26 protein-coding genes and 1 pseudogene are annotated in these 22,768 nt (G+C 59.6%); 25 read left to right on the forward strand and 2 right to left on the reverse strand.

The genetic code is table 11. From position 1 onward, the window contains the following. Positions 1-182 precede the first annotated feature (182 nt). From D1646_RS19305 to D1646_RS19340, 8 genes are all read left to right on the forward strand, one after another. A complete protein-coding gene (locus D1646_RS19305) occupies positions 183-1,628 on the forward strand; it encodes a hypothetical protein (protein ID WP_160638018.1) in 1,446 nt (481 codons plus the stop codon). Between the two features lie 64 nt (positions 1,629-1,692). Continuing rightward, a complete protein-coding gene (locus D1646_RS19310; protein ID WP_160638019.1) occupies positions 1,693-2,382 on the forward strand; it encodes a response regulator transcription factor in 690 nt (229 codons plus the stop codon). A 286-nt stretch (positions 2,383-2,668) separates the two neighbouring features. Beyond that, entirely contained in the window at positions 2,669-4,096 is a 1,428-nt protein-coding gene (locus D1646_RS19315) for a HAMP domain-containing sensor histidine kinase (RefSeq protein WP_160638020.1), read from the forward strand. Between the two features lie 50 nt (positions 4,097-4,146). Then, positions 4,147-5,115: a DUF1385 domain-containing protein gene (locus D1646_RS19320; RefSeq protein ID WP_243154252.1), complete on the forward strand. Its 969-nt coding sequence runs from the start codon at positions 4,147-4,149 to the stop codon at positions 5,113-5,115. A 39-nt stretch (positions 5,116-5,154) separates the two neighbouring features. Further along, complete coding sequence (gene prmC / locus D1646_RS19325) at positions 5,155-6,018, forward strand: peptide chain release factor N(5)-glutamine methyltransferase (RefSeq protein WP_160638021.1); 864 nt, start codon at positions 5,155-5,157, stop codon at positions 6,016-6,018. A 17-nt stretch (positions 6,019-6,035) separates the two neighbouring features. Further along, the gene (locus tag D1646_RS19330; RefSeq protein WP_160638022.1) at positions 6,036-6,533 is read left to right on the forward strand and encodes a hypothetical protein; all 498 of its coding nucleotides are present in this window, start codon (positions 6,036-6,038) and stop codon (positions 6,531-6,533) included. Positions 6,534-6,620: 87 nt separating this feature from the next. Continuing rightward, positions 6,621-7,742: a recombinase RecA gene (gene recA, locus D1646_RS19335; RefSeq protein ID WP_160638023.1), complete on the forward strand. Its 1,122-nt coding sequence runs from the start codon at positions 6,621-6,623 to the stop codon at positions 7,740-7,742. Between the two features lie 55 nt (positions 7,743-7,797). Continuing rightward, positions 7,798-8,412, forward strand: a complete 615-nt coding sequence (locus tag D1646_RS19340; RefSeq protein WP_160638024.1) for a regulatory protein RecX — start codon at positions 7,798-7,800, stop codon at positions 8,410-8,412. Here D1646_RS19340 and D1646_RS19345 read toward each other — a convergent pair. Continuing rightward, the gene (locus D1646_RS19345) at positions 8,409-8,660 is read right to left on the reverse strand and encodes a hypothetical protein (RefSeq protein WP_160638025.1); all 252 of its coding nucleotides are present in this window, start codon (positions 8,658-8,660) and stop codon (positions 8,409-8,411) included. The two genes, D1646_RS19340 and D1646_RS19345, sit on opposite strands and share 4 nt — an antisense overlap. A 76-nt stretch (positions 8,661-8,736) precedes the next feature. Here D1646_RS19345 and D1646_RS19350 point away from each other — a divergent pair, with 76 nt between their 5' ends. The 7 genes from D1646_RS19350 to D1646_RS19380 all read left to right on the forward strand — a co-directional run bounded on the left by D1646_RS19350 (position 8,737) and on the right by D1646_RS19380 (position 13,413). Further along, complete coding sequence (locus D1646_RS19350) at positions 8,737-8,973, forward strand: helix-turn-helix transcriptional regulator (RefSeq protein WP_160638026.1); 237 nt, start codon at positions 8,737-8,739, stop codon at positions 8,971-8,973. Positions 8,974-8,985: 12 nt separating this feature from the next. Beyond that, complete coding sequence (locus D1646_RS19355) at positions 8,986-9,645, forward strand: BglII/BstYI family type II restriction endonuclease (protein ID WP_201754769.1); 660 nt, start codon at positions 8,986-8,988, stop codon at positions 9,643-9,645. Further along, positions 9,639-10,289, forward strand: coding sequence for an MT-A70 family methyltransferase (locus D1646_RS19360; RefSeq protein WP_160638028.1), 651 nt, complete (start codon positions 9,639-9,641; stop codon positions 10,287-10,289). Before D1646_RS19355 ends, D1646_RS19360 begins: the two co-directional genes overlap by 7 nt. Before the next feature lie 29 nt (positions 10,290-10,318). Continuing rightward, complete coding sequence (gene rimO, locus D1646_RS19365; protein ID WP_160638029.1) at positions 10,319-11,644, forward strand: 30S ribosomal protein S12 methylthiotransferase RimO; 1,326 nt, start codon at positions 10,319-10,321, stop codon at positions 11,642-11,644. A 129-nt stretch (positions 11,645-11,773) separates the two neighbouring features. After that, the gene (locus D1646_RS19370) at positions 11,774-12,001 is read left to right on the forward strand and encodes a helix-turn-helix transcriptional regulator (protein WP_160638030.1); all 228 of its coding nucleotides are present in this window, start codon (positions 11,774-11,776) and stop codon (positions 11,999-12,001) included. Continuing rightward, the gene (gene pgsA / locus D1646_RS19375) at positions 11,998-12,522 is read left to right on the forward strand and encodes a CDP-diacylglycerol--glycerol-3-phosphate 3-phosphatidyltransferase (RefSeq protein ID WP_160638031.1); all 525 of its coding nucleotides are present in this window, start codon (positions 11,998-12,000) and stop codon (positions 12,520-12,522) included. Before D1646_RS19370 ends, pgsA begins: the two co-directional genes overlap by 4 nt. Positions 12,523-12,534: 12 nt before the next feature. Continuing rightward, positions 12,535-13,413 (forward strand): YitT family protein, encoded by an 879-nt coding sequence (locus D1646_RS19380; RefSeq protein ID WP_160638032.1) that lies wholly within the window; start codon positions 12,535-12,537, stop codon positions 13,411-13,413. Positions 13,414-13,546: 133 nt separating this feature from the next. Here the strand turns inward: D1646_RS19380 and D1646_RS19385 are convergent, their stop codons facing one another. Next, complete coding sequence (locus D1646_RS19385; RefSeq protein WP_160638033.1) at positions 13,547-14,371, reverse strand: AraC family transcriptional regulator; 825 nt, start codon at positions 14,369-14,371, stop codon at positions 13,547-13,549. Positions 14,372-14,614: 243 nt separating this feature from the next. On the opposite strand from D1646_RS19385, the gene D1646_RS19390 reads away from it, so the two are divergent. From D1646_RS19390 to D1646_RS23460, 10 genes and pseudogenes are all read left to right on the forward strand, one after another. Next, positions 14,615-15,712, forward strand: coding sequence for a CoA transferase subunit A (locus D1646_RS19390; protein WP_160638034.1), 1,098 nt, complete (start codon positions 14,615-14,617; stop codon positions 15,710-15,712). Positions 15,713-15,733: 21 nt separating this feature from the next. Beyond that, a complete protein-coding gene (gene gctB, locus D1646_RS19395) occupies positions 15,734-16,534 on the forward strand; it encodes a glutaconate CoA-transferase subunit B (RefSeq protein ID WP_160638035.1) in 801 nt (266 codons plus the stop codon). A 76-nt stretch (positions 16,535-16,610) separates the two neighbouring features. Continuing rightward, on the forward strand, positions 16,611-18,359 hold the full coding sequence (locus D1646_RS19400) for a carboxyl transferase domain-containing protein (protein WP_347565256.1): 1,749 nt from the start codon (positions 16,611-16,613) through the stop codon (positions 18,357-18,359). Positions 18,360-18,436: 77 nt separating this feature from the next. After that, entirely contained in the window at positions 18,437-19,231 is a 795-nt protein-coding gene (gene hgdC, locus D1646_RS19405) for a (R)-2-hydroxyglutaryl-CoA dehydratase activase HgdC (protein WP_160638037.1), read from the forward strand. Continuing rightward, positions 19,228-19,383, forward strand: a complete 156-nt coding sequence (locus tag D1646_RS19410; RefSeq protein ID WP_160638038.1) for a hypothetical protein — start codon at positions 19,228-19,230, stop codon at positions 19,381-19,383. Before hgdC ends, D1646_RS19410 begins: the two co-directional genes overlap by 4 nt. 14 nt (positions 19,384-19,397) lie before the next feature. Then, positions 19,398-19,568 carry a DUF6440 family protein gene (locus tag D1646_RS19415; RefSeq protein WP_160638039.1) on the forward strand — a complete coding sequence of 57 codons (171 nt, stop codon included), beginning with the start codon at positions 19,398-19,400 and terminating at the stop codon, positions 19,566-19,568. A 36-nt stretch (positions 19,569-19,604) separates the two neighbouring features. Beyond that, complete coding sequence (locus D1646_RS19420) at positions 19,605-19,838, forward strand: hypothetical protein (RefSeq protein ID WP_160638040.1); 234 nt, start codon at positions 19,605-19,607, stop codon at positions 19,836-19,838. Continuing rightward, the gene (gene hgdA / locus D1646_RS19425; RefSeq protein WP_160638041.1) at positions 19,822-21,261 is read left to right on the forward strand and encodes a (R)-2-hydroxyglutaryl-CoA dehydratase subunit alpha; all 1,440 of its coding nucleotides are present in this window, start codon (positions 19,822-19,824) and stop codon (positions 21,259-21,261) included. The genes D1646_RS19420 and hgdA overlap by 17 nt, the downstream gene beginning before the upstream one ends. A 3-nt stretch (positions 21,262-21,264) precedes the next feature. After that, positions 21,265-22,401, forward strand: a complete 1,137-nt coding sequence (gene hgdB, locus D1646_RS19430; RefSeq protein ID WP_160638042.1) for a (R)-2-hydroxyglutaryl-CoA dehydratase subunit beta — start codon at positions 21,265-21,267, stop codon at positions 22,399-22,401. A 211-nt stretch (positions 22,402-22,612) separates the two neighbouring features. After that, a pseudogene (locus tag D1646_RS23460) lies at positions 22,613-22,768 on the forward strand (acetyl-CoA carboxylase biotin carboxyl carrier protein subunit); the annotation flags it as partial.

Below are 22,768 nucleotides of genomic sequence, written 5' to 3' on the forward strand. Positions count from 1 at the left end.
CGGGACGCGCTTGCTAGTAACATAGGGCTTTGCCCGCATATGAAATACCCCCGGCTTCGCCGGGGGATATTTATTTAACTGGGGAAAATCTGAAAAAACCTATGGCTTTTTTTGCGATTTGTGGTATGATGATAAGTACCACCAGTATGGAGTGGATAGATTGCCGGAAGGAGGCGGACAGTTTGAGGCGAAAGTGGGCTGTGCTGGCTGTGATGCTGGTTATGACGGCGCTGCTTGGCGGCTGTCTGTTTCGTTCTCCGGACGATTTGTACCGTCAGCCGGAGCGGTCGGTAGGCTACGAGAAGCTGAACAACGCCATTCGCGTGGTACGTATGGGACTGGAGTCGGAGTTTGGCGTCCGGGTGGAGGATGCGACCATCCTGTCGGGGGACAACACCGCCAATATCCAGCTCCAGGACCTGGACGGAGACGGACGGCGGGAGAGCGCGGTCACCTTCCTTCGGGTCCCCGGCATTGAAAAGCCTATTAAAATATACATTTTTACCCAGATTGGGGAGGAATACGTGGTCACCGGCGTGGTGGAGGGGGAGGCCAGCGCCATCCACGCCATCGACTACGCCCAGATCAACGGCGAGGGCCGCAAGGAGCTGGCGGTGAACTGGCAGATCAACACCGGCGCCTATCAGCTGGGGGTGTACACTCTGGACGGAGTGGATATCCCGGATGAGGAGACGGTGAACGCCCCTCCGGCGGTGAACCGCGGCAGGAGCCGCGCTGAGCTGGCGGGGAATGAGCTGCTGCTGACCCGGTGCAGTGTGGCCAGCGACAGCTCCAGCGGCTGCCGTCTGCTGGATATGGACCTGGATACCCGCACCGAGGTGCTGGTAACCCGGATGGACGCCAGCGGCCTGAGCAGTCAGGTGGAGCTCTACGGCTGGCAGGACGGGGCGCTGGAGTCGGTGGCCCTGGCGGAGCTGTCCACCGGCATTACCTCTATTAACCGCATTCGCACCAACTATCTGGCCGGGGAGTACGACCAGCCCGCCCTCTACGTCACCAGCACCCTGAGCGACGGGAGCCGGGCCATCGACGTGGTGGCCTATGTGCGGGGGGAGTTTAAAAATGTGGCCATGGGGGACGCCGGCGTCAGCCGGGAGGTCATTCAGGGCTATACCGAGATTAACCCCACCGACGTGAACCAGGATGAGGTGGCCGAGCTGCCCTCCCCCTACCAGCTGCCAAGCTACGGGGAGAGCGCCTCCAGCAATTTCTGGCTCATTGACTGGGCTCAGTACGACGAGCGGGGCCACCGCAACCATGTGCTCACCACCTACCACAACATGAGCGACGGCTGGTATCTGGAGATTCCCGAGAGCTGGCGGGACCAGATCACCATCTCCCGCAATGACCAGGTTACCGGCCGGCGGGAAGTGGTCTTCTCCCTCTGGCGGGGGGACGAGGAGGAGCCCCGGCCCTTCCTCAGCGTCTATCGGGTGTCCAACAGCGGACGCAGCTCCAGCGTAGAGGAGAACTGGGTCGTCCTTCGGGAGGAGGAAAATATTATCTACGCCGCCCGCTTCCACGAAAACGGCTGGAACAGCGGCCTGGATGAGCTGGATCTGCTGGAGCGGTTCAATACCATCCAGCGCAGCTGGTACAATGAGTAAGTAAGGGGATTCCCCATTATGGCAGGCGGGCCCTGCAAAGTATCAGGAAGAGAGGAAACAGTCCATGCGAAAGGTTCTGGTCCTGGAGGACGAGGAAAATATCCGCAGCTTTGTGGTGATCAACCTGAAGCGGGCGGGCTATCAGACAGTAGAGGCGGGCACCGGCGAGGAGGCCCTGGAGGCAGTTCGGGATAATCCGGATATTAAGGTGGCTCTGCTGGATATTATGCTGCCCGGCATCGACGGCTTTGAGGTCTGCCGCCGCCTGCGGGCAATGGACAACCGAATCGGTATTATTATGCTCACCGCCCGGACCCAGGAGATGGATAAGGTCACCGGCCTGATGACCGGGGCGGACGACTATGTCACCAAGCCCTTCTCCCCCGCCGAGCTCACCGCCAGAGTGGACGCCCTCTACCGCCGCACCGGCGGGGACGAGGCCGCCGTCTCTCCCGATGAGATCAGCGACCCGCCCTTTTTGCTCAATACCCGCAACCGGACCCTGGAGAAGAACGGCCAGCGGGTCAAGCTGACTCAGGTGGAGTACTCCATCGTTAAGCTGTTTATGGAGAACCCCGGAAAGGCCCTGTCCCGGGAGGAGATTTTAGATACCGTCTGGGGCAAGGACTACTTCGGAGAGCTGAAAATTGTGGACGTGAACATCCGCCGCCTGCGCATTAAAATCGAGGACAACGCCCAGAAGCCCACCTTCGTCAACACCGTCTGGGGCTACGGCTACAAGTGGGGCTCCTAATCTTCTTTCTTTTTTGTAAAAAAGAAAGAAGCAAGGAAAAAACTTTTGGAAAAACTCCGCTTTGCTCTGTTTTTTCCCTGCGCGTACAAGAGAGTTTTGTCGTAATTAAAGAATATGCCAATCCTTTTTCCCCATTTTAGAAGGGGAGGGCTGAGGGATTTCAGAGCGTCCGCAGGCGGGCGCGGGGCGCAAAATGGAGCGCAGCGGAGTTTTGCGCGAAAAGTTTCGTTTTCGCTTCCTTTTTCTTTTCAAAGAAAAAGGAAGATAAAGAGGGAGGTGAAGAGGGATGGCGAAGGCGACCAAGATACAGGATCAGGTCAAGATCCGGGGCATCCGGCGGCGGTGGCTGCTGAACAGTGTGGCGATTGTGCTGCTGATTCTGACGCTGGCGGTGGGGGCGTTTGCGGCGATGCTGTGGAGCTACTACTACAGCGGCACGGCGGACGACCTGATGCGCAAGGCCACCTCTTCGGCCAACGGCTTCCGGATGTACACCCGCTCCGACTACCGGGCGGCGGCCCAGCAGACGGTGAGCAGCTACGAGGACAAGAGCAAGCTGGAGCTCCAGTTTCTGGACACCTCCGGCGCGGTGCTCTACTCGGGCAACGACCTGACGGCGGGCAGCACCCCCAGCACTCCGGACATTCAGCAGGCCTTGAGCGAGCGCAGCGCCCAGCCCTGGCAGGGGCGGGACCCGGACACCGGCGAGCGTATTCTGGCGGCCTCCTGCCCAGTGATCTACCAGGGCGAGGTGGTGGGGGTCATCCGCTACGTCACCTCACTGTCCGGCATCGACCGGCAGTTCATCTTTGCCATGACGGTCATTGCCGCCATCGCTCTGGCCATCTTCGCCATGGTCTACTTCTCCAACCTCTACTTCGTCCGCTCCATTGTGGAGCCGCTGGCCGGCATTACCGAGATTGCCCGGGTCATCGCCGACGGCAGCTACGGCGTCCAGATCGAGAAAAAATTCGACGACGAGATTGGCGAGCTCACCGATGCCATTAACGATATGTCCTTAAAAATCCGGCAGTCGGAGAAGACCCAGAGCGAGTTTATCTCCTCCGTCTCCCACGAGCTGCGCACCCCCCTCACCGCCATCACCGGCTGGGCGGAGACCATCCAGAACGGGGAGTGCCGCTCCGCCGACGACATCCGCAAGGGCATGGGCATTATCGTGTCCGAGTCCAAGCGGCTGGGCAACATGGTGGAGGAGCTGCTGGAGTTCTCCCGCATTGAGGACGGCCGCTTTACCCTGGCGGTGGAGCCCCTGGACCTGAAGGCGGAGCTGGAGGATGCGGTGTACACCTACACCGAGTTCTTCCGCAAAGAGGGCATAACCCTGGAGTACACCGACGGGCCGGAGGAGATGATCCCCGTCTCCGGCGACCCGGAGCGGCTGCGTCAGGTGTTCTGCAATCTGCTGGACAACGCGGCCAAGCACGGCGGCGCGGGAAAGCGCATTGACGTCTCCCTCTTCCAGGAGGGACCGAAGGCCGTGGTCCGGATCCGCGACTACGGGCCGGGCGCGCCGGAGGAGGAGCTGCCCTTTTTAAAAAACAAGTTCTACAAGGGCAGCTCCAAGGCCCGGGGCTCCGGCATTGGTCTGGCCGTGTGCGAGGAGATCGTGACCCGCCACGAGGGGGCCCTGGCTGTGGGCAACGCCCCGGGCGGCGGATTTCTGGTTACCATCTGCCTGCCGGTTGAAATCTGACGGCGGGGCTGATACAATATAAAACATCCAATATCAAAGGAGAACCCCAAATGTCCAAGCAAAACTGCGAGTGCCCCAAGTTTAAAACCATGTGCGGCGGACAGGCCCTGATCGAGGGCATTATGATGCGCGGCCCCAAAAAGCAGGCCGTGGTGGTCCGCAAGCCCGACGGCGAGCTGGAAGTGGAGGAGAAGGAACTCCGATTTATCAAGGACAAGCACCCCGTTCTGGGCTGGCCCCTGATTCGGGGGGTGGTCAATTTTACCGACTCCATGTACAACGGCGTCACCGCCCTCATGTTCTCCGCCCAGTTTTTTCCCGAGGACGAGGAGGAGGAAGAGCCCTCCAAATTTGAGCGCTGGCTCAATGACAAGCTGGGCAGCGAGAAATTTACCGCGCTGATTACCACCGTGGCGGTGATTTTAGGAATGGCCATGTCCATTGGCCTGTTTTTCCTCCTGCCAACCCTGCTGGGGACGGCTGTGACCCTCCTGACCCCCTCCATGCTGGCCCGGAACCTGGCGGAGAGTCTGCTGAAAATTCTGATTTTTGTGGCCTACTTGGCGCTGTGCTCCCGGATGGGAGAGATGAAGCGGGTCTTCTCCTACCACGGGGCGGAGCACAAGACCATTTTCTGCTACGAGGCCGGCCTGCCCCTGACGGTGGAGAATGTCCGCGTTCAGCCCCGGCACCACCCCCGGTGCGGCACCAGCTTTCTGTTTATGGTCATTGCCATCTCCATTCTGGTGTCCACGGTGGTCTTTGCCATCTGGCCGGTGTATAACCCCTTCCTCCGCTTCCTGGCCCATTTGGCCATGCTGCCGGTGATTGTGGGGGTCAGCTATGAGATCAACCGCTGGGCGGGACGGCACGACGGCCCCATAACCCGGTTTTTTATCGCGCCGGGGCTGTGGCTGCAAAACTTTACCACTTTCGAGCCGGACGACTCCATGATCGAGGTGGGGATCAAGGCGCTGGAGCTGGTTCTGCCCGAGGAGAAGGGCGCGGACGCGTGGTAACACAAGATACCTCTTTAAATACAACAGGAAGGTGATTCAATGGCCACCACCTATAACAATCTGTTTCTGGATACCCGCGCCCGTCTGAAAAAGGCGGGGGTGGAGTCCGCTCAGCTGGAGGCCCGGGAAATCATCTGCTTTGCCGCCGACAAGACGCGGGAGCAGTTTTACCGGGATATGTCGCTGTACGCCTCCGGCGAGCTGGAGCGCCGGGTGGAGGAGCTGGTAAGGCGCCGCCTGGCCGGGGAGCCGGTGGCCTACATCATCGGGGAGTGGGAGTTTTACGGCCTGACGCTGGATGTCTCCCGGGACGTGCTTATCCCCCGGCTGGACACCGAGCTGCTGGCGGAGCGGGGCATCCTCAAGGCCCGAGAGTCGGGGGAGGGGGCCCGGGTTTTGGACCTGTGCGCCGGCAGCGGCTGCGTAGGTCTGGCCATTGCCTCCAACGCGCCGGAGTGCCGGGTGGTGCTGGGAGAACTGTCCGAGGGGGCGCTGCGGGTGTGCAAACAGAACGTGCGCCGGTGTGAGCTGAACGCCCGGGTCACCTGTCTGTCGGTGAACGCGCTGGAGCCGCCCAGCTCCGCCCTGTGGGACTTTGACGCCATTGTGTGCAACCCGCCCTACATCCCCAGCGGGGACATTCCGGCGCTGGACACCTCGGTCAAGGACTACGAGCCCCGGATCGCCCTGGACGGGGGGATCGACGGCCTGGACTTCTACCGGGCGGTGGCCGAGAAATGGAAGTCGGCCCTGCGGTTGGGGGGCGTCCTGATTTTTGAGGTGGGCATTGGACAGGCCCCTGATGTGGAGGCCATTCTCGTTCAGAGCGGCTACGAGGATGTGAAGACCCTGCCCGACACCCAGAATATCCTCCGGGTGGTGGAGGGGACGGTCAACAATTAGATGGGGAGATTTCGGAGATGAGACGGTGTATTGAGCACAGATCGTTTATCCCTGTGGCCGAGGTCCCGGCGGCTATGCCGGAGGGGATTTCTGTCAAATATTGTGTCCACTGGCCCGGCACGGCCAGAGAGATCACGCCGGACAGCGTTCAGAAGATTATGATGAAGCTGCGCAAAGGGGAGTGGACGGACCTCTTCCTCTCAGACGACGAGGACCTGGAAGAGTGCTACATAAATCTGGAGGGCGATGGGACTCTGTATTCCCTGGGATATGTCCGGCACGAGGGCTTGGCAGGAGAGGAGGGGGCCTGGTGGTCCACCTATGACCCGGAGTATCTGGGCTCTGACGAGGAGACGGATATCGGCTGCTCTGACGGCCAGTCTATCATCTTTCGGGAGACCACTACCGCGGACAAGGAGGCGGTGATGACTGCCATTGAGTACTTTATCCGCACCGGCGAGCTGTGGAATGGGATTCCCTGGATGAAGAACTGGGACGAGTGGGTGGAGGAATAGTCCGGTTTATGGGACCGGTCAGAGGGTAATATATGGGACAGTTAGAGGCCGGAGCCCCGGACGGGCCGGCGGGAAAGGATGATTGACATGGCATCGAAGAAACCCATGATTGAGTCGGCCGCGCCGGCTTCCGATAAGAAAAAGGCACTGGAGACCGCTATGGCCCAGATCGAGCGCACCTATGGCAAGGGCTCCATTATGCGCCTGGGGGAGAACACCGGCGTGGTGGTGGACTCCATTCCCACCGGCTCCCTGTCGCTGGACATCGCCCTAGGCATCGGCGGCGTCCCCAAGGGACGGATCATTGAGATCTACGGGCCCGAGTCATCCGGCAAGACGACCCTGGCCCTCCACATTGTGGCCGAGGCCCAGAAGCGGGGGGGCGAGGTGGCCTTTATCGACGCAGAGCACGCCCTGGACCCCAGCTATGCCCGGGCGCTGGGGGTCGACATTGACTCCATGCTCATCTCCCAGCCCGACACCGGGGAGCAGGGCCTGGAGATCTGCGAGGCCCTGGTGCGCTCCGGCGCCATCGACGTGATTGTGGTGGACTCGGTGGCGGCCCTGACCCCCCGGGCGGAGATCGAGGGCGACATGGGCGACAGCCACGTGGGTCTGCTGGCCCGTCTGATGAGCCAGGCCCTGCGCAAGCTGGCCGGCTCCATCGCCAAAACCAACTGCATCGTCATCTTCATCAACCAGCTGCGGGAGAAGGTGGGAGTGATGTACGGCAACCCGGAGGTGACCACCGGCGGCCGGGCGCTGAAGTTCTACTCCTCCGTGCGCATCGACATACGCAAGATTGAGGCCATCAAGAACGGCACCGAGATTGTCGGCAACCGGACCCGGGCCAAGATTGTGAAGAATAAGGTGGCGCCCCCTTTCCGGGAGGCGGAGTTTGAGATCCTCTATGGAGAAGGCATCTCCAAGTGGGGCGAGATGGTGGACCTGGCGGTGAAGCTGGACATTATCCAGAAGTCGGGATCCTGGTTCTCCATGGGAGAGACCCGCATTGGCCAGGGCCGGGACGCCGCCAAGCAGTATTTGAAGGACAACCCGGAGGTGGCCGCCGACGTGGAGGCTCAGGTCCGGGCCAACGCCTTCAAGCTGATGAGCAAGCAGGCCCAGATTGCCGCCAAGGCTGCGGGCCGCGCAGTGGATGTGGCTGCCGACGACTTCGACGACGGCGCCCCGGCGGACGGGGAATAAAAGCTGCGCCATTTGACCGGGAGGCCGCTGCCCCCTGCTGTGTGGAGATATTACCATGATAATTCAAGAATTAAAGCCCTCCAAACGAGTGGAGGGCCGATGGCTGGCGGTCATGGAGGACGGGTCCATTCTGCGCATAGGCGAGGGCGAGGTGGTGAGCTTCGCCCTTTACGCCGGCAGAGAGCTGTTGGAGGAGGAAGCTGTCCGCCTGTTGGACGCCGCCCGCCGCAGCGGATTGAAGAGCAAGGCCATTGAACTGCTCATGCGAAAGCCCCAATCCCGGAAGGAGCTGGAGCGCAGACTGCTGGAGTGGGAGGCCAGTCAGGAGGAGGCGGAGGCCATCTGTGACCGGATGGAGGAACTGGGCTACCTCAACGAGCCGGAGTACGCCGGGCGCATTGTGCGGCACTACGCGGGGAAGGGCTTTGGTCAGCGCAAGCTGCGGGATGAGCTCTACCGCCGGGGCATCCCCAGGGAGCTGTGGGAGGAGGCCCTGTCCCAGGTGGAGGACCACGCCCCGGCCATCGACGCCTTTTTGGAGAAAAAATTGAAGGGCAGCCGGGACCCCAAAGAGATCAAAAGGGCCTCTGACGCTCTGGCCCGCCGGGGCTTCTCCTGGTCTGAAATCAGCGACGGCCTCCGGCGGTATGGCATGGAGGTCTGGGATTAGTTCAGCACTTCCAACAGAAAGCGGTGGCTGAACCGCAGGGTCTGGAGAAAAACCGCCACCTCCCACTGATGGGAGACGGCTGACTCCGCACACTGGTACTTGTACAGAAGGTCGCTGCCGATTTTTTCCTTGACTTCCTCCTCTATCTCCATGTATGCTTGGAGGGCTTGTTCGTGCTCCGGGTCGTTTTGAATTGCCGGGGTGTGCTCACAGACGTAGGCGTAGAGGGCGGATATGAAGTTTTCCATATAAAGTTCCTCCATTCGTAGAATAAATCTACGTCATATAATATCAGAATCAATCTACGTTGTCAAGAGGTTTTTTATGCTTGATAAAAGTTTATTTGGAAGTCGCCTGCTTGCACTGAGAGAACAAAAAGGATTCTCTCAAAAGGTGATTGCGGAGTTATTGCACGTTACCAGAACACAAGTTAGTGACATTGAAAATGGAAAAAGCGGCACTAATCTGGACCGCTTTCATCAGCTGTGCGAATTTTACCAGGTCTCCGCTGACTACCTTCTGGGCTTTACCGACGACCCCACTTGGCGGGGAGAGCGATAAAGGAGGGGCATGATGGCGCAATGGGAAACACTGATTCCAGAGAGTATTGCTGATAAGTATAAATTTTATAACTTTAACGGCGGGGTTGAAATCCTGACCCAAACCTGTCCAAAGGAATTTAAGGATATTGTAAAAACACTGAAGAAATTTGAAATAACGCTGAAGGATATTAAGCAAAAAGGCGGAAACGAATCTAAAATCCCCAAGAAGCTGAGCAAATTACTCAAGGAGAGGGATTGGAAAGAGACAGAAATTTCAGGCGATTTACATATCCGACTGCTGGAGGGTAAGAAGCTAAAAGAGATAGGCCGGAAATTTGTGCTGGAGGACTTTATCAGCGGACATAAAATCGACTACGTTAAGGGCCGGGTTGCCGTTGATATGGAATGGAACAGCAAAGACCAGACCTTTGACCGGGATTTGTACGCTTTTCGAACTTTTTATGAGTGCGGCGTCATTTCCTGCGGTGTGATTATTACACGTGACGAGTCGATGAATCAGATTTTTTCTGAACTGGGCAGTGATATCAAGAAAAAATATGGAGCCAGTACCACTTGGACGGGCAAGCTGCTGCCTCGCCTTCGCGCCCGCCGGCATGGTGGGTGTCCGCTGCTGGTAGTCGGCCTGACGCCAAAAACAGTTTCTGACTGGAAAGGTGAACTATCATGTTAGAAAAAGACGTTTTGTACCATGAAAAACATGATTTGATCGAGTTTTGCGCAGGGAAGAAATTCAAGACAATTTTGGCGGATCCACCCTGGCAGTTTCAAAACCGCACCGGAAAAATGGCGCCGGAGCACAAGCGGCTGAACCGGTATCCAACCATGAAGCTGGAGGATATTAAAAAGCTCCCGGTTGCGGATGTCACAGAGGAACACAGCCACCTGTATCTGTGGGTTCCCAATGCGCTGCTGCCGGAAGGGCTGGAGGTTATGAAAGCATGGGGCTTTCAGTATAAGACGAATATTATCTGGGAAAAAGTCCACAAGGATGGCGGCCCGGATGGACGAGGTGTGGGATTTTATTTCCGCAATGTAACAGAGATGCTGTTGTTTGGCGTACGCGGCGGCAGTATTCGAACATTGGCTCCGGCGCGTACCCAGGTAAATCTGGTGCGCTCGCAAAAACGGGAACATTCCCGGAAACCGGATGAAATGATTGCTTTAATTGAGGCGTGCAGTCCCGGCCCCTACCTGGAGCTCTTTGCCCGGGGACGGCGGGAGGGGTGGACCCTCTGGGGCAATCAGGCAAACGAGGCCTACGAGCCCGACTGGCCGACTTATGCCGGAGCGGAGACACAGGCGGCCGCGCTGTAAGAAAAATTTCGTGGAATTGGAGCGATACCATGCCATACAAAATTGCGTTTATCTCTCTGGGCTGCGCCAAGAACCTGGTGAACACCGAACAGATGATGGCTCTCTGCCGTCAGGCAGGGCACACTGTCACCGGGGAGCCGGCGGGGGCCGATGTGGCGGTGCTGAACACCTGCGGCTTCATCGAGTCGGCCAAGAGCGAGGCAATTGACAACATCATCCAGCTGGGGGAGCTGAAAAAGGCCGGCCGACTGAAGAAGCTGCTGGTGACGGGCTGTCTCAGCCAGCGCTACCCCGGGGAGATCCGCGCCGAGCTGCCCGAGGTGGACGGCCTGCTGGGCACCGGGAGCTACACCGATGTGGTGCCCGCCGTGGAGGCGCTGATGGCGGGGGAGCGGCCGGAATATTTTGCCGACATCCACCGTACCTATGAGGACGGGGAGCGGCTGGTGACCACGCCCCCCTACACCGCCTACCTGAAGATTGCCGAGGGGTGCAGCAACGGCTGTGCCTTCTGCATCATTCCTAAGCTCCGGGGCAGGTACCGCAGCCGGACTCCGGAGGCCCTGCTGGCGGAAGCGAAACGGCTGGCAGATGCCGGGGCCAAGGAGCTGATTGTCATTGCTCAGGATATCACCCGCTACGGCCTGGACCTGGAGGAGAAGACGAGCCTGGCCCAGCTGCTGAATGAGCTGTGCAAGCTGGACTTTCACTGGATCCGTCTCCACTACCTCTATCCGGAGGCCATTACCCCCAAGCTGATCGAGACCATCGCCAGCCAGCCCAAGATCCTCCACTACCTGGATATCCCCATCCAGCACTGCAACGACGCCATTTTGAAGCGGATGCGCCGCCGGAACACCAGGGCAGAGCTGGAGTCTCTCTTTGCCGGACTGCGCGCCGCCGTGCCCGACGTGGTTATTCGTACCTCTCTGATTTGCGGCCTGCCCGGGGAGGGTGAGGCAGAATTTGAGGAGCTGTGCCAATTTTTGAGAGAGCAGAAGCTCCAGCGGGTGGGCGTCTTTCAGTTCTCCCCGGAGGAGGGAACCCTGGCCGCCGCCATGGAGGACCAGGTGGACCCGGACACCGCCGCCCGCCGGGTCGAGCTGGTGGTGGATTTGCAGTCCCGGATCATGGACGAATACAACGAGGCGCGGCTGGGTACCGTGATGGAGGTGCTGTGCGAGGGCTTCGACCCGGAGGCGGGCTGTTACGCGGGACGTACCTACGCCGACTCGGTGGAGATCGACGGACGGGTCCTGTTCACTGCCGCCGGACTGGTACCCGCCGGGGCGTTTGTGAATGTGCGTATCACCGGAGTCTCCGACGGGGACCTGACGGGGGAGATTGAGGACTGAGTACAGTGTACACTGAATAACGTGCTGCGTCAAGCCGCAGAATGACCAACTTTGAGTCTGCGGTTTTGTACAATATGCACGGTTTTCAGTGCGCAATTAATATGATAGAATCATACAAAGGAGACCACCATGCCGTTTGTTTATGATAAGTTGTTTGCGCTGATGAAGGAAAAGGGGATTACGAAGTATCAGCTGCGGAGAGATAAGGTCATTGGAGTTTCCGCAATGGAATCCATGCGGACGGGGACCGGCCATGTGGACACCCGGACGCTGGGCTATTTGTGCGAATACCTGCAATGTCAGCCCGGGGACATGATGGAGTACATCCCGGAAAATCAAGGAGGCGAAACAAAATGAATACAGCCAATAAGCTGACCATCCTGCGGGTTGTCATGATCCCGGCCTTTCTGCTGGTGCTGTACTTAGATGTGCCCTATGCCAACTACTGGGCCCTGGCCATCTTCGCCGCCGCCAGCGTCACTGATACCCTGGACGGCTACATTGCCCGGCACTACAACCAGATCACCGACTTTGGCAAGTTCATGGACCCCCTGGCCGACAAGTGCCTGGTCACCGCCGCCATGCTGTGGTTTGTGGAGGTGGGCCAGATGCCCGCCTGGGCGCTGCTGATTGTCATTGTCCGGGAGTTCGGCGTGTCCGGGCTGCGTATGGTGGCCGCCGACAAGGGCCGGGTCATCGCCGCAGGCTGGTCAGGCAAGGTGAAAACCGCCGCTACCATGGTGTGCGTGATTCTCATGCTGCTGCCCCTGCCGGAAATTGTCAATCAGATCTGCACCGCTATTATTGTGCTGACGACCATCTACTCCGGAGTGGAGTATTTTATGAAAAACGCTGATATTCTGGCTGAGGCCAAGTAAAGAGGAGCTTCCATGATTCAAAATACCCAACAGGCCCGGCTCCAGGAGTTTGTGATCCGGGTCCTGGTCATCACCGCCTCCTCTCTCATCGTGGCGGTCAACCTGAAGAGCTTTGTGGCGGCGGGGGACCTGTTTCCCGGCGGCTTTACCGGCATCACCCGCCTGATTCAGCGGTGCAGCCTGGAATTTGCCGGGGTCGAGCTGCCCTTCGGCCCCATCAACCTGGCCCTCAACGCCGTGCCCGCCTTCATCAGCTTCAAGCTGGTGGGCAAACGGTTCACCCTGTATTCCTGCCTCACCATTGTTCTCACCAGTATTTTCACCGACCTGGTGCCCGCCCTGGACATTACGGAGGATATTTTGCTGATCTCCATCTTCGGCGGCATGATTAACGGCTTTGCGGTCAGTCTGTGCCTGGGGGTCCGGGTGACCAGCGGCGGGACTGATTTTATTGCCATTGCCCTGTCGGAGCGGAAAAATGTGGACGCCTGGAACTACATCCTGTGCGGAAATGTGGTGCTCCTGGCCATTGCCGGCTATCTTTTCGGCTGGGATAAGGCGCTGTACTCCATGTTCTACCAATACGCCTCCACTCAGGTGGTGAAGATGCTGGATCCGGACGGACGGCGGGCAACTCTGCTGATCGTCACCGGCCGGGAGTCCGCCGGAGGGGTGTGCGCCCAGATTCAGGATACCCACCACACCGCGACCCTCATCGAGGGGGTAGGTCTGTACAACGGGGACCCCTGCGTGATGATCTACTCGGTGGTGGCCGACAGCGAGGTGCGCTCCCTGGCGCGAAAGATCCGCCACTCCGACCCCAAAGCCTTCGTCAATGTGCTGCGCACCCAGCAGGTGGTGGGCAAGTTTTACCGGCAGCCCAGAGATTAGAGCTGCCTTTGATACGAAACAGTGCGAAACAAGGACCTCCCTCCGGAAGAAACCGGGAGAGGTCCTTTGTGCATATGGACATAAAACAATATGGAACGGGAAATTGGCGGATATTGACACAGAGCCGGGGCGGCTAAATCAGCACCTGCTCTCCGGACTGGTACTCCTTGGCGTACTTTCCGGGGGTGAGACCGGTGAGGTGGCCGAAGGTGCGGATGAAGTGGGAGTTGTCGGAGAAGCCGGACAGCTCCCCCGCCTGCTGGACGCTGACCCCCTCCTGAAGGAGTCTCCGGGCCTTGAGGACCCGGCTGTAGATGATGTATTCCATCACGGAAAAGCCGGTGGCGGCCTTGAAGACCCGGCACAGGTAGTGCTTGCTGATGTAGAACTGTCCGGCAATCTGGTCCAGAGTGAGGGGCTCCGACAGGTTGTCCCGGATGTAGTCCAGAATGGGGGCGACCCGGAGAAAGTCCTTGTTGTGGATGGATTCTCCGGCGTCGGCCATGTTGAGGAGGGGGGCAACCCGCATCAGCAGCTGGAGCAGGGCGATGGTCTGGCGCATATCGCTGCCGAAGGAACCGTCGTTTTTGTTGCGCTCCAGGGCCTGAAACAGCTCGATGATCTCAGTCATTGCTCCGCTCTTCAGCTCGGAACGGCGGAAGGAGGCGGAGCACAGCTGGGTCAGATCAGTTTGGGGGGTCGACAGCTGTGCCAGGGATTTTTTGTTGATATGGAGCACATACCGGGCGTGGAAGCCCTCGGCCATGGTGCGGTGGAGGGTGTTCTCCCCAATGAGATACAGCGTCCCCCGGCGCAGAGGGTAGACCTGGTCATTGACGAAAATGTTCCCCGGACTGACCAGGGGGAGGAGCAGCTCGCAGTGGTCGTGAAAGTGCAGCCGGCTCATATTCCAGGTGGCGTTATGGTTCAATTCCAGGTGAAATTCCACGTTTTGCATGGAAACTTCCCCTTTCTTTTCAAGTAAAACGCGGCGGAAGGAAGGAGAGGCCGGACCTCTCATCCCCGCAGGGGTTCCATTATATCACGCCAGGTCAAGATATGCAAACTTTATGCGAAATTACAGGGTAGACCAAATGTGAATTTTATGATAAAATAGCTATCGTGAAATGGCGCGTTGTGGAACCTTGACAATTCACGAGAAAAGAGAATCCAAAAAATCTTTTGTAACGGGGGTATTACCATGAACAAAGTATATTCCTTGCATGATGCCGTGGCGAAATTCGTCGAAGACGGGGACGTTCTTGCAATCGGCGGATTTACCACCAACCGCAAGCCCTATGCCACAGTGTCGGAGATCCTGCGCCAGGGCAAGAAGGACTTCATTGCCTATGCCGGCCCCGGCGGCGGCGAGATCGATATGCTCATCGGCGAGGGCCGGGTCCAGGCGTACATCAACTGCTACACCGCCAACTCCGGCTACACCAACGTCTCCCGCCGGTTCCGCGCTGCCATCGAGAAGGGCGAGCTCACCTACGAGGACTACTCCCAGGACGTGCTGATGCTCATGCTTCACGCCGCCTCCCTGGGCCTGCCCTTCCTGCCCGTCCGGCTGATGCAGGGCTCCGGCCTGATGAAGTACTGGGGCATCAGCGAGGAGAAGCGCAAGACCATGGCCAAGCTGGAGGACCTGAAGTGCGTTGAGATCGACAACCCCCTGGTCCCCGGCCAGAAGGTGGTGGCCGTCCCCGTGCCTAAGATTGACACCGCCATCATCCACGTCCAGCAGGCCAGCCCCGACGGCACCTGCATCATCTGCGGCGACGAGTTCCACGACATCGACATCGCTGTGGCCGCCCGCAAGACCATCGTCACCTGCGAGGAGCTGGTGAGCGACGAGTACATCCGCCGCGACCCCACCAAGACCCGCATCTTCGGCGAGTGCGTCCAGGCCGTGGTCTGGACCCCCTACGGCGCCTGGCCCTCCCAGTGCTACGACTACTATGACGACGACGACGCCGGTCTGAAGGAGTATGACAAGGCCTCCAAGTATCAGGACGCCGAGGACGCCAAGGCCCAGCTGGCCAAGGCCGCCGCCAAGGCTCAGAAGGCCGCCGAGGCCAAGCCCGGGGACGAGAAGGCCGCCGCTGCCGCCGCCAAGGCCCAGAAGGCCGCCGACGATGCCGCCTCCGGCACCGCCATCCCCGAGACCTTTAAGGACTATCTGGACAAGTGGGTCTACAGCGTGAAGGACCACAGCGAGCTGCTGGACAAGATCGGCGGCTATCGCCTTATGCGGCTGAAGAACGAGCCCCATCTGGGCTATTCCACCCGCCACTAATAAACAGGGAGGTACAGTAAAATGGCTGAGTATAAGATCACCAAGCAGGAGCGGCAGGCTTACGCCATCGCCAAGAACATCAAGGAGAACCAGATCGTCATCGTGGGCACCGGCCTTCCCCTCATCGGCGCCTCCCTGGCCAAGCGGGTGGTGTGCCCCTCCTGCCACCCCATCGTGGAGAGCGGCCTGATGGACTGCTCCCCTGTGGAGGTTCCCCGCTCCGTGGGCGACAACCGCTTTATGGCCCACTGCGCCGTCCAGTGGCCCAATGTGCGTTTCATCGGCTTTGAGGCCAATGAGTGGCTCCACAACGAGGACCGCCTGGTGGCTTTCATCGGCGGCGCTCAGATCGACCCCTACGGCAACGTCAACTCCACCTGCATCTTCGGCAAGGGGGACTATCTCCAGCCCACCACCCGCTTCACCGGCTCCGGCGGCGCCAACGGCATTGCCACCTACTGCAACACCATCATTATGATGCAGCACCAGAAGCGCCGCTTTATCGAGAAGGTGGACTACATCACCTCCTGCGGCTGGATGGACGGCCCCGGCGGACGGGAGAAGGTGGGCCTGCCCGGCAACCGGGGACCCCAGATGGTGGTCACCGACCTGGGCATCATGAAGTTTGACGAGCAGACCAAGCGGATGTACTGCGCCTATATGTTCCCCGGCGTCACCCCCGAGATCGTCCAGGAGAACACCGGCTTTGAAATCGACTGCTCCAAGGCGGAGGTCTTCCCCGACCCCGACCAGGAGATCCTGCGCATCATCCGGGAGGAGATCGACCCCGGTCAGGCCTTTATCAAGATCCCCAAGGAGTAAAACAGGGCAGGGACCGCCCCCTGCGGGCGGTCCCCATACGAAAAATTAGGAGGAGTTTACATTGGGTAATTATTCCATGCCCCGGTATTTCCAGAATATGCCCACGGTGGGCAAGGCCGTGCGGGCCAATGCGGAGAACGTCAATGAGCTGCGGGCCATTGAGGACGACATCCACGCCCACATTGTGGAGGCCCTGTCCAGCGGCAAGAAGGACGAGGACATGAACGCCAAGGGCCAGCTCACCGCCATGCAGCGGGTTGCCCTGCTGGTGGACGAGGGCACCTGGTGCCCCCTGAACAGCCTGTACAATCCCGAGCACAACAAGAACGGTTCCACCTCCATTGTCAAGGGCCTGGGCCGGGTCAACGGCAAGTGGTGCTGCATCATTGCCAGCGACAACAAGAAGCACGCCGGTACCTGGGTCCCTGGTCAGGCGGACAATCTGCTCCGGGGCAGCGACACCGCCAAGCGGCTGCGCATCCCCCTGATCTACCTGCTGGAGTGCGCCGGTGTGGAGCTGGACAAGCAGGAGAAGGTGTACCCCAACCGCCGGGGCGGCGGAACCCCCTTCTACCGCAACTCTGAGCTGAACCAGATGGGCATCCCCGTCATCGTGGGCATCCACGGCACCAACCCCGCCGGCGGCGGCTATCACTCCATCTCCCCCACCGTGCTGGTGGCCCACCAGAAGGCCAACATGGCCGTGGGCGGCGCCGGCATCGTGGGCGGCATGAACCCCAAGCCCCACGTGGATATGGAAGCGGCTCTGGCCCAGATCGAGGCCACCAAGGGGCTGCGCGCCGATCCTCCTGGCTCCGTGTCCATCCACTACGGCGAGACCGGCTTCTTCCGTGAGGTCTACACTGAGCAGGAGGGGGTCATTGCCGGCATCAAGAAGTACGTGGATATGCTGCCCACCTTCGACCTGGAGTTCTTCCGAGTTGACACCCCCCAGTCCCCCGCCATGTCGGATATCGAGCTGTACGACCTGGTGCTGAACAACAAGAACCGTCCCTATGATATGTACTCCGTCCTGGGCCGCCTCTTCGACGGCAGCCAGTTCATGGAGTACAAGAAGGGCTACGGCCCCGAGATGATCACCGGCATCGCCAAGGTGGACGGTCTTCTGGTGGGCGTGGTGGCCAACCAGCAGGGCGTGTTCCCCAATTACCCCGAGTATAAGATGGCCAAGTACGGTCAGGCTATGGGTGCGGGCGGCAAGCTGTACCGCCAGGGCCTGATTAAGATGAACGAGTTCGTAACCCTCTGCGCCCGCGACCGCCTGCCCATGATCTGGATCCAGGACACCACCGGCATTGACGTGGGCGACGACGCCGAGGTGGCCGAGCTGCTGGGTCTGGGCCAGTCCCTGATCTACTCCATCCAGTCCTCCGGCCTGCCCATGATGGAGATCACCCTGCGCCGGGGCACCGCCGCCGCCCACTACGTCCTGGGCGGCCCCCAGGGCAACGACAACAACGCCTTCTCTCTGGGCACTGCCGCCACCGAGATCAACGTGATGAACGGCAAGACCGCCGCCAACGCCATGTACACCGGCCGTCTGGCCAAGGACCAGAAGGCGGGCAAGGACCTCCAGCCCACTATCGACAAGATGAACGCCCTCATCGACGACTACAATGTGAAGTCTCAGCCCCTGTTCTGCGCCCAGGCCGGCCTGGTGGACGAGGTGGTGGATATGCCCATGATGCGCAACTACATCGTGGCCTTCGCCGACTCCTGCTACCAGAATCCAGCCTCCATCTGCCCCTTCCACCAGATGCTGCTGCCGCGCACCATCAAGGACTACGACGACGGGCACAAATAAGACCTGCATGATCTGTGTGCAGGGGGCGGGCCGCCGGTCCCTGCACACAACCACATGAAATTAGGAGAAGCGACACTATGAGTATCTACACCCTGGGAATCGACATCGGTTCCACCGCGTCCAAGTGCATTATGCTCTGCGACGGCAGAGAGATTGTGGCCAAATCCCTAATTGATGTAGGAGCGGGCACCAGCGGCCCCCAGCGGGCCATTGACCAGGTGCTCCAGGAGGCCGGCAAGGCCCGGGAGGAGATGTCCTTTATCCTGGCCACCGGCTATGGCCGCAACTCTCTGGAGGAGTTCGCCGACAGCCAGATGAGCGAGCTGAGCTGCCACGCCAAGGGGGCGGCTTTCCTCTTCCCGGAGGTGCGCACGGTCATCGACATCGGCGGCCAGGACGTGAAGGTCATGCGGGTTGAAAACGGCGTAATGACCAACTTCCAGATGAACGACAAGTGCGCCGCCGGTACCGGCCGGTTCCTGGACGTGATGGCCCGGGTGCTGGAGGTGGACGTGGAGCAGCTGGGAGAGCTGGGGGCCCAGTCCACCAAGTATGTGGGCATCAGCTCCACCTGCACCGTCTTCGCCGAGAGCGAGGTCATCAGCCAGCTGTCCATGGGCACCGACAAGCGGGACATTATCAACGGCATCCACCAGTCGGTGGCCAGCCGTGTGGCCGGTTTGGCCCACCGCATTGGAGTCCAGGACCAGGTGGTGATGACCGGCGGCGTGGCCCAGAACAGCGGTGTGGTCAACGCCCTCCAGGAGGCCCTGGGACGGGAGATCCACACCTCGCCCCTCACCCAGTACAACGGAGCCCTGGGCGCCGCTCTGTTTGCCTATCAGAAGTATCAAAAGGCACAGAAATCATGAAAACAGTCCTGCTCCATATCACTATGCTTCTGTTTGCTGCGTTGCTGAGTGTGGTGACAGCGGCAATAGGTAAGGATTGGGTGATTTTGCTTACCGGCGGTTTTGCAGTACTGGTGCTTGCTGGAATGAGTGTATTCATTAAGGACAAATAAGGAAGTGACACAAAGTGGATCGTTTCCAAAAGATTTACAGCCAGGGCGTTTTGACTACCTTTGAGATTTGGGTAGACACCCAAACCGGTGTGAACTATGTCTGGCGTCACGATGGAAGCGCCGGAGGGCTGACAGTCCTCCTGGATGAGAACGGGAAGCCGGTCATTACAAACACTACAATCTAGGGCCGTGCAATGTGCCGGGAGTGGCCAGCAGAGCATATGAAGGAAGTGACTGCAAAATTGCTCCTGCCGATTATTCAGTTAGCGGTGGGCTGTTTGGGCGCATTGCTTCTTGCGGACGGAATATCGGATCCAAGCTTGTTTTCCCGTATTTCCCCTGCACTCGTTGTTGCATTAACTGGTATGGGCACTTTTCTGGGGATCAAAGGGATCGTAAAGGTATTGAATGAGAAAAACAATAAAGGAGGAGTTTACCATGGCAAAAGAAGTTAGCCCCGGCGTACTGGCGCTGCGCAAGGTGGTCGAGGATGTGTACGCCGACGCCCGGGTTGCCAAGAAAGAGGGCAAGCTGGTGGGCTGGTCCAGCTCCAAGTTCCCCTGCGAGCTGGCCGAGGCCTTTGGGCTGAACGTGATGTACCCCGAGAACCAGGCCGCCGGCATTGCCGCCAACCGGGACGGCGAAATTATGTGTCAGGCCGCTGAGGACCTGGGCTTTGACAACGACATCTGCGGTTATGCCCGAATCTCCCTGGCTTACGCCGCCGGCAAGCGGGCCAGCCGCAAGGTGGACCTGGAGACCGGCGAGTATGTCATCAACCCCAACAGCGGCAAGCCCCTGAAGGACGAGAACGGCAAGGTGGTCATCGACCCCGAGACCGGCAAGCCCAAGAAGGACCCCAAGACCATGCAGCCTTACACCGTCCTGGACGACATCTATGAGATCGAGGCCCTCCCCGACGGCAAGGAGAAGGACCTGCGCCGGGCCGCCATCAAGCCCTACCGCCAGATGCAGATGCCCCAGCCCGACTTTGTGCTGTGCTGCAACAATATCTGCAACTGCATGACCAAGTGGTACGAGAATATCGCCCGTATGTGCAACGTTCCCCTGATTATGATCGACATTCCCTACAACAACACTGTGGAGGTCCACGACACTAATGTGGCCTATGTCCGGGCTCAGTTCGACCACGCCATCAAGCAGCTGGAGGAGCTGACCGGCAAGAAATTTGACGAGAAGAAGTTTGAGGAGGCCTGTGCCAACGCCAACCGCACCGCCAGCGCCTGGCTGCGGGTGTGCGATTACCTCCAGTATAAGCCCGCCCCCTACTCTGGCTTCGACCTGTTCAACCACATGGCCGACGTGGTCACCGCCCGGGGCCGGGTCCAGGCCGCCGAGGCCTTTGAGCAGCTGGAGAAGGACCTGGCCGAGGCCGTGAAGGTGGGCAAGACCACCACGCCCTTCCCCGAGAAGTACCGGGTCATGTTCGAGGGCATCCCCTGCTGGCCCAAGCTGCCCAATCTGTTCAAGCCCCTGAAGGAGCACGGCGTCAACGTCACCGCCGTGGTGTACGCCCCCGCTTTCGGCTTTGTGTACAACAATATGGACGAGATGGTCCGGGCCTACTACAAGGCTCCCAACTCGGTGTGCATCGAGCAGGGCGTGTCCTGGCGCGAGGGTATCTGTAAGGACAACAAGGTGGACGGCGTGCTGGTCCACTACAACCGCTCCTGCAAGCCCTGGTCTGGCTATATGGCCGAGATGCAGCGCCGCTTTACCGAGGACCTGGGCATCCCCTGCGCCGGTTTCGACGGCGACCAGGCCGACCCCCGCAACTTCAACGAGGCCCAGTATGAGACCCGCGTCCAGGGCCTGGTGGAGGCCATGGAGGCCAACGCCGAGAACAAGGAGGGCTGAGAGATGAGCATTGAGGTACTGTTGAACGAATTTGCGGAGATTTCCGAGCATCCTGGCCGTCAGATTAAGGCCTTCAAGGCTGAGGGCAAGAAGGTCATCGGCGTTCTGCCCTACTACGCTCCCGAGGAGCTGGTGTATGCCGCCGGTATGGTGCCCATGGGCATCTGGGGCAGCAACAAGAAGACCATTTCCATGGCCAAGGAGTATTGCGCTACCTTCTACTGCACCATCGCCCAGCTGGCCCTGGAGATGCTGCTGGACGGGACCCTGGACGACCTGGATGGCCTGATTACTCCCACCATCTGCGACACCCTGCGCCCCATGAGCCAGAACTTCCGGGTTGCCATGAAGGATAAGCTGCCCTGCATCTTCCTGGCCCATCCCCAGCAGCGCAAGCCCGCCTTCGGCCTCCAGTTTACCATGGACCAGTACCAGCACGTGAAGGGCGAGCTGGAGAAGATTTCCGGCAACACCATCACCGACGAGGCTCTGCGGGAGACCATCAAGGTCTATAACCGCAGCCGCGCTGCCCGCCGTGAATTTGTCAAGCTGGCCGGCCAGCACCCCGAGGCCGTGTCCGCCGTGGCCCGGTCCGCTGTGCTGCGCTCCGCCTGGTTTATGATTAAGGACGATCACACCGCCAAGCTGGAGCAGCTGAACAAAGAGCTGGCCGCACTGCCTGCCAGCGAGTGGAAGGGCAAAAAGATTCTTACCTCCGGTATTATCTGCGACAATCCCAAGCTGCTCCAGATTTTCGACGACAATCAGATTGCAATTGCCGCCGATGACGTGGCCCACGAGAGCCGTATGATCCGGGTGGACGCCGCCGAGACCGGCGACCCCATGATGGCGCTGGCCCAGCAGTTTGCCGACCAGGACTATGATATCCTGCTCTATGACGAGTTCTCCAACCAGAACCGCCGGGCGGACTTTGTGGTCAAGCAGATCAAGGACTCGGGCGCCCAGGGTCTGGTGCTGTTTATGCAGCAGTTCTGCGACCCCGAGGAGATGGAGTACCCCTATCTGAAGAAAGCTCTGGACGCCGCCGGGATCCCCCACATCAAGCTGGGCGTGGACCAGCAGATGCGGGACTTCGGCCAGGCCAGCACCGCCATTCAGGCCTTCGCCGACGTGCTGTAAGAAAAAACCTCAACATAGCCGAAGTGCTGTAAAAAAATCGTTCAATTGTGTGAAGCCTGTCTAAAGTTATATTGACACTTCTCACAGAAAAATGGTATAATGTTCCCAATTTCGTCCCTCCTCCCATGCAATACGGTGGGGGGAGGAGCGAAAGGCCGCGTTCCGGCTCCTGAAGTGCTGGAACAAACTAATGTAAAGGGGAAAAGAAGCTATGAATTACAATGTGACCGTCAACGGCAAGGTCTACAACGTCAGTGTTGAGAGAACTGGCGCCGCAGCCCCTGCCGTGGCCGCTCCCGTCGCCGCTCCTGCTGCCGCCCCTGTGGCCGCACCCGCTCCGGCTCCTGCCGCCGCACCCGCGCCCGCC

The organism is Pseudoflavonifractor sp. 60 (assembly GCF_009911645.1).
GTDB lineage: Bacteria > Bacillota > Clostridia > Oscillospirales > Oscillospiraceae > Lawsonibacter.

Coding starts and splice junctions, on each gene's coding strand:
- D1646_RS19385 (WP_160638033.1), bottom strand. CDS start 14,371: ATGCAAAACGTGGAATTTCACCTGGAATTGAACCATAACGCCACCTGG.
- hgdB (WP_160638042.1), top strand. CDS start 21,265: ATGAGCATTGAGGTACTGTTGAACGAATTTGCGGAGATTTCCGAGCAT.
- D1646_RS19400 (WP_347565256.1), top strand. CDS start 16,611: ATGCCCCGGTATTTCCAGAATATGCCCACGGTGGGCAAGGCCGTGCGG.
- gctB (WP_160638035.1), top strand. CDS start 15,734: ATGGCTGAGTATAAGATCACCAAGCAGGAGCGGCAGGCTTACGCCATC.
- D1646_RS19345 (WP_160638025.1), bottom strand. CDS start 8,660: ATGGAAAACTTCATATCCGCCCTCTACGCCTACGTCTGTGAGCACACC.
- D1646_RS19350 (WP_160638026.1), top strand. CDS start 8,737: ATGCTTGATAAAAGTTTATTTGGAAGTCGCCTGCTTGCACTGAGAGAA.
- D1646_RS19340 (WP_160638024.1), top strand. CDS start 7,798: ATGATAATTCAAGAATTAAAGCCCTCCAAACGAGTGGAGGGCCGATGG.
- D1646_RS19410 (WP_160638038.1), top strand. CDS start 19,228: ATGAAAACAGTCCTGCTCCATATCACTATGCTTCTGTTTGCTGCGTTG.
- rimO (WP_160638029.1), top strand. CDS start 10,319: ATGCCATACAAAATTGCGTTTATCTCTCTGGGCTGCGCCAAGAACCTG.
- recA (WP_160638023.1), top strand. CDS start 6,621: ATGGCATCGAAGAAACCCATGATTGAGTCGGCCGCGCCGGCTTCCGAT.
- D1646_RS19390 (WP_160638034.1), top strand. CDS start 14,615: ATGAACAAAGTATATTCCTTGCATGATGCCGTGGCGAAATTCGTCGAA.
- D1646_RS19380 (WP_160638032.1), top strand. CDS start 12,535: ATGATTCAAAATACCCAACAGGCCCGGCTCCAGGAGTTTGTGATCCGG.
- D1646_RS19370 (WP_160638030.1), top strand. CDS start 11,774: ATGCCGTTTGTTTATGATAAGTTGTTTGCGCTGATGAAGGAAAAGGGG.
- D1646_RS19315 (WP_160638020.1), top strand. CDS start 2,669: ATGGCGAAGGCGACCAAGATACAGGATCAGGTCAAGATCCGGGGCATC.
- D1646_RS19320 (WP_243154252.1), top strand. CDS start 4,147: ATGTCCAAGCAAAACTGCGAGTGCCCCAAGTTTAAAACCATGTGCGGC.
- pgsA (WP_160638031.1), top strand. CDS start 11,998: ATGAATACAGCCAATAAGCTGACCATCCTGCGGGTTGTCATGATCCCG.
- D1646_RS19330 (WP_160638022.1), top strand. CDS start 6,036: ATGAGACGGTGTATTGAGCACAGATCGTTTATCCCTGTGGCCGAGGTC.
- D1646_RS19355 (WP_201754769.1), top strand. CDS start 8,986: ATGGCGCAATGGGAAACACTGATTCCAGAGAGTATTGCTGATAAGTAT.
- hgdC (WP_160638037.1), top strand. CDS start 18,437: ATGAGTATCTACACCCTGGGAATCGACATCGGTTCCACCGCGTCCAAG.
- hgdA (WP_160638041.1), top strand. CDS start 19,822: ATGGCAAAAGAAGTTAGCCCCGGCGTACTGGCGCTGCGCAAGGTGGTC.
- D1646_RS19360 (WP_160638028.1), top strand. CDS start 9,639: ATGTTAGAAAAAGACGTTTTGTACCATGAAAAACATGATTTGATCGAG.
- D1646_RS19420 (WP_160638040.1), top strand. CDS start 19,605: ATGAAGGAAGTGACTGCAAAATTGCTCCTGCCGATTATTCAGTTAGCG.
- D1646_RS19310 (WP_160638019.1), top strand. CDS start 1,693: ATGCGAAAGGTTCTGGTCCTGGAGGACGAGGAAAATATCCGCAGCTTT.
- prmC (WP_160638021.1), top strand. CDS start 5,155: ATGGCCACCACCTATAACAATCTGTTTCTGGATACCCGCGCCCGTCTG.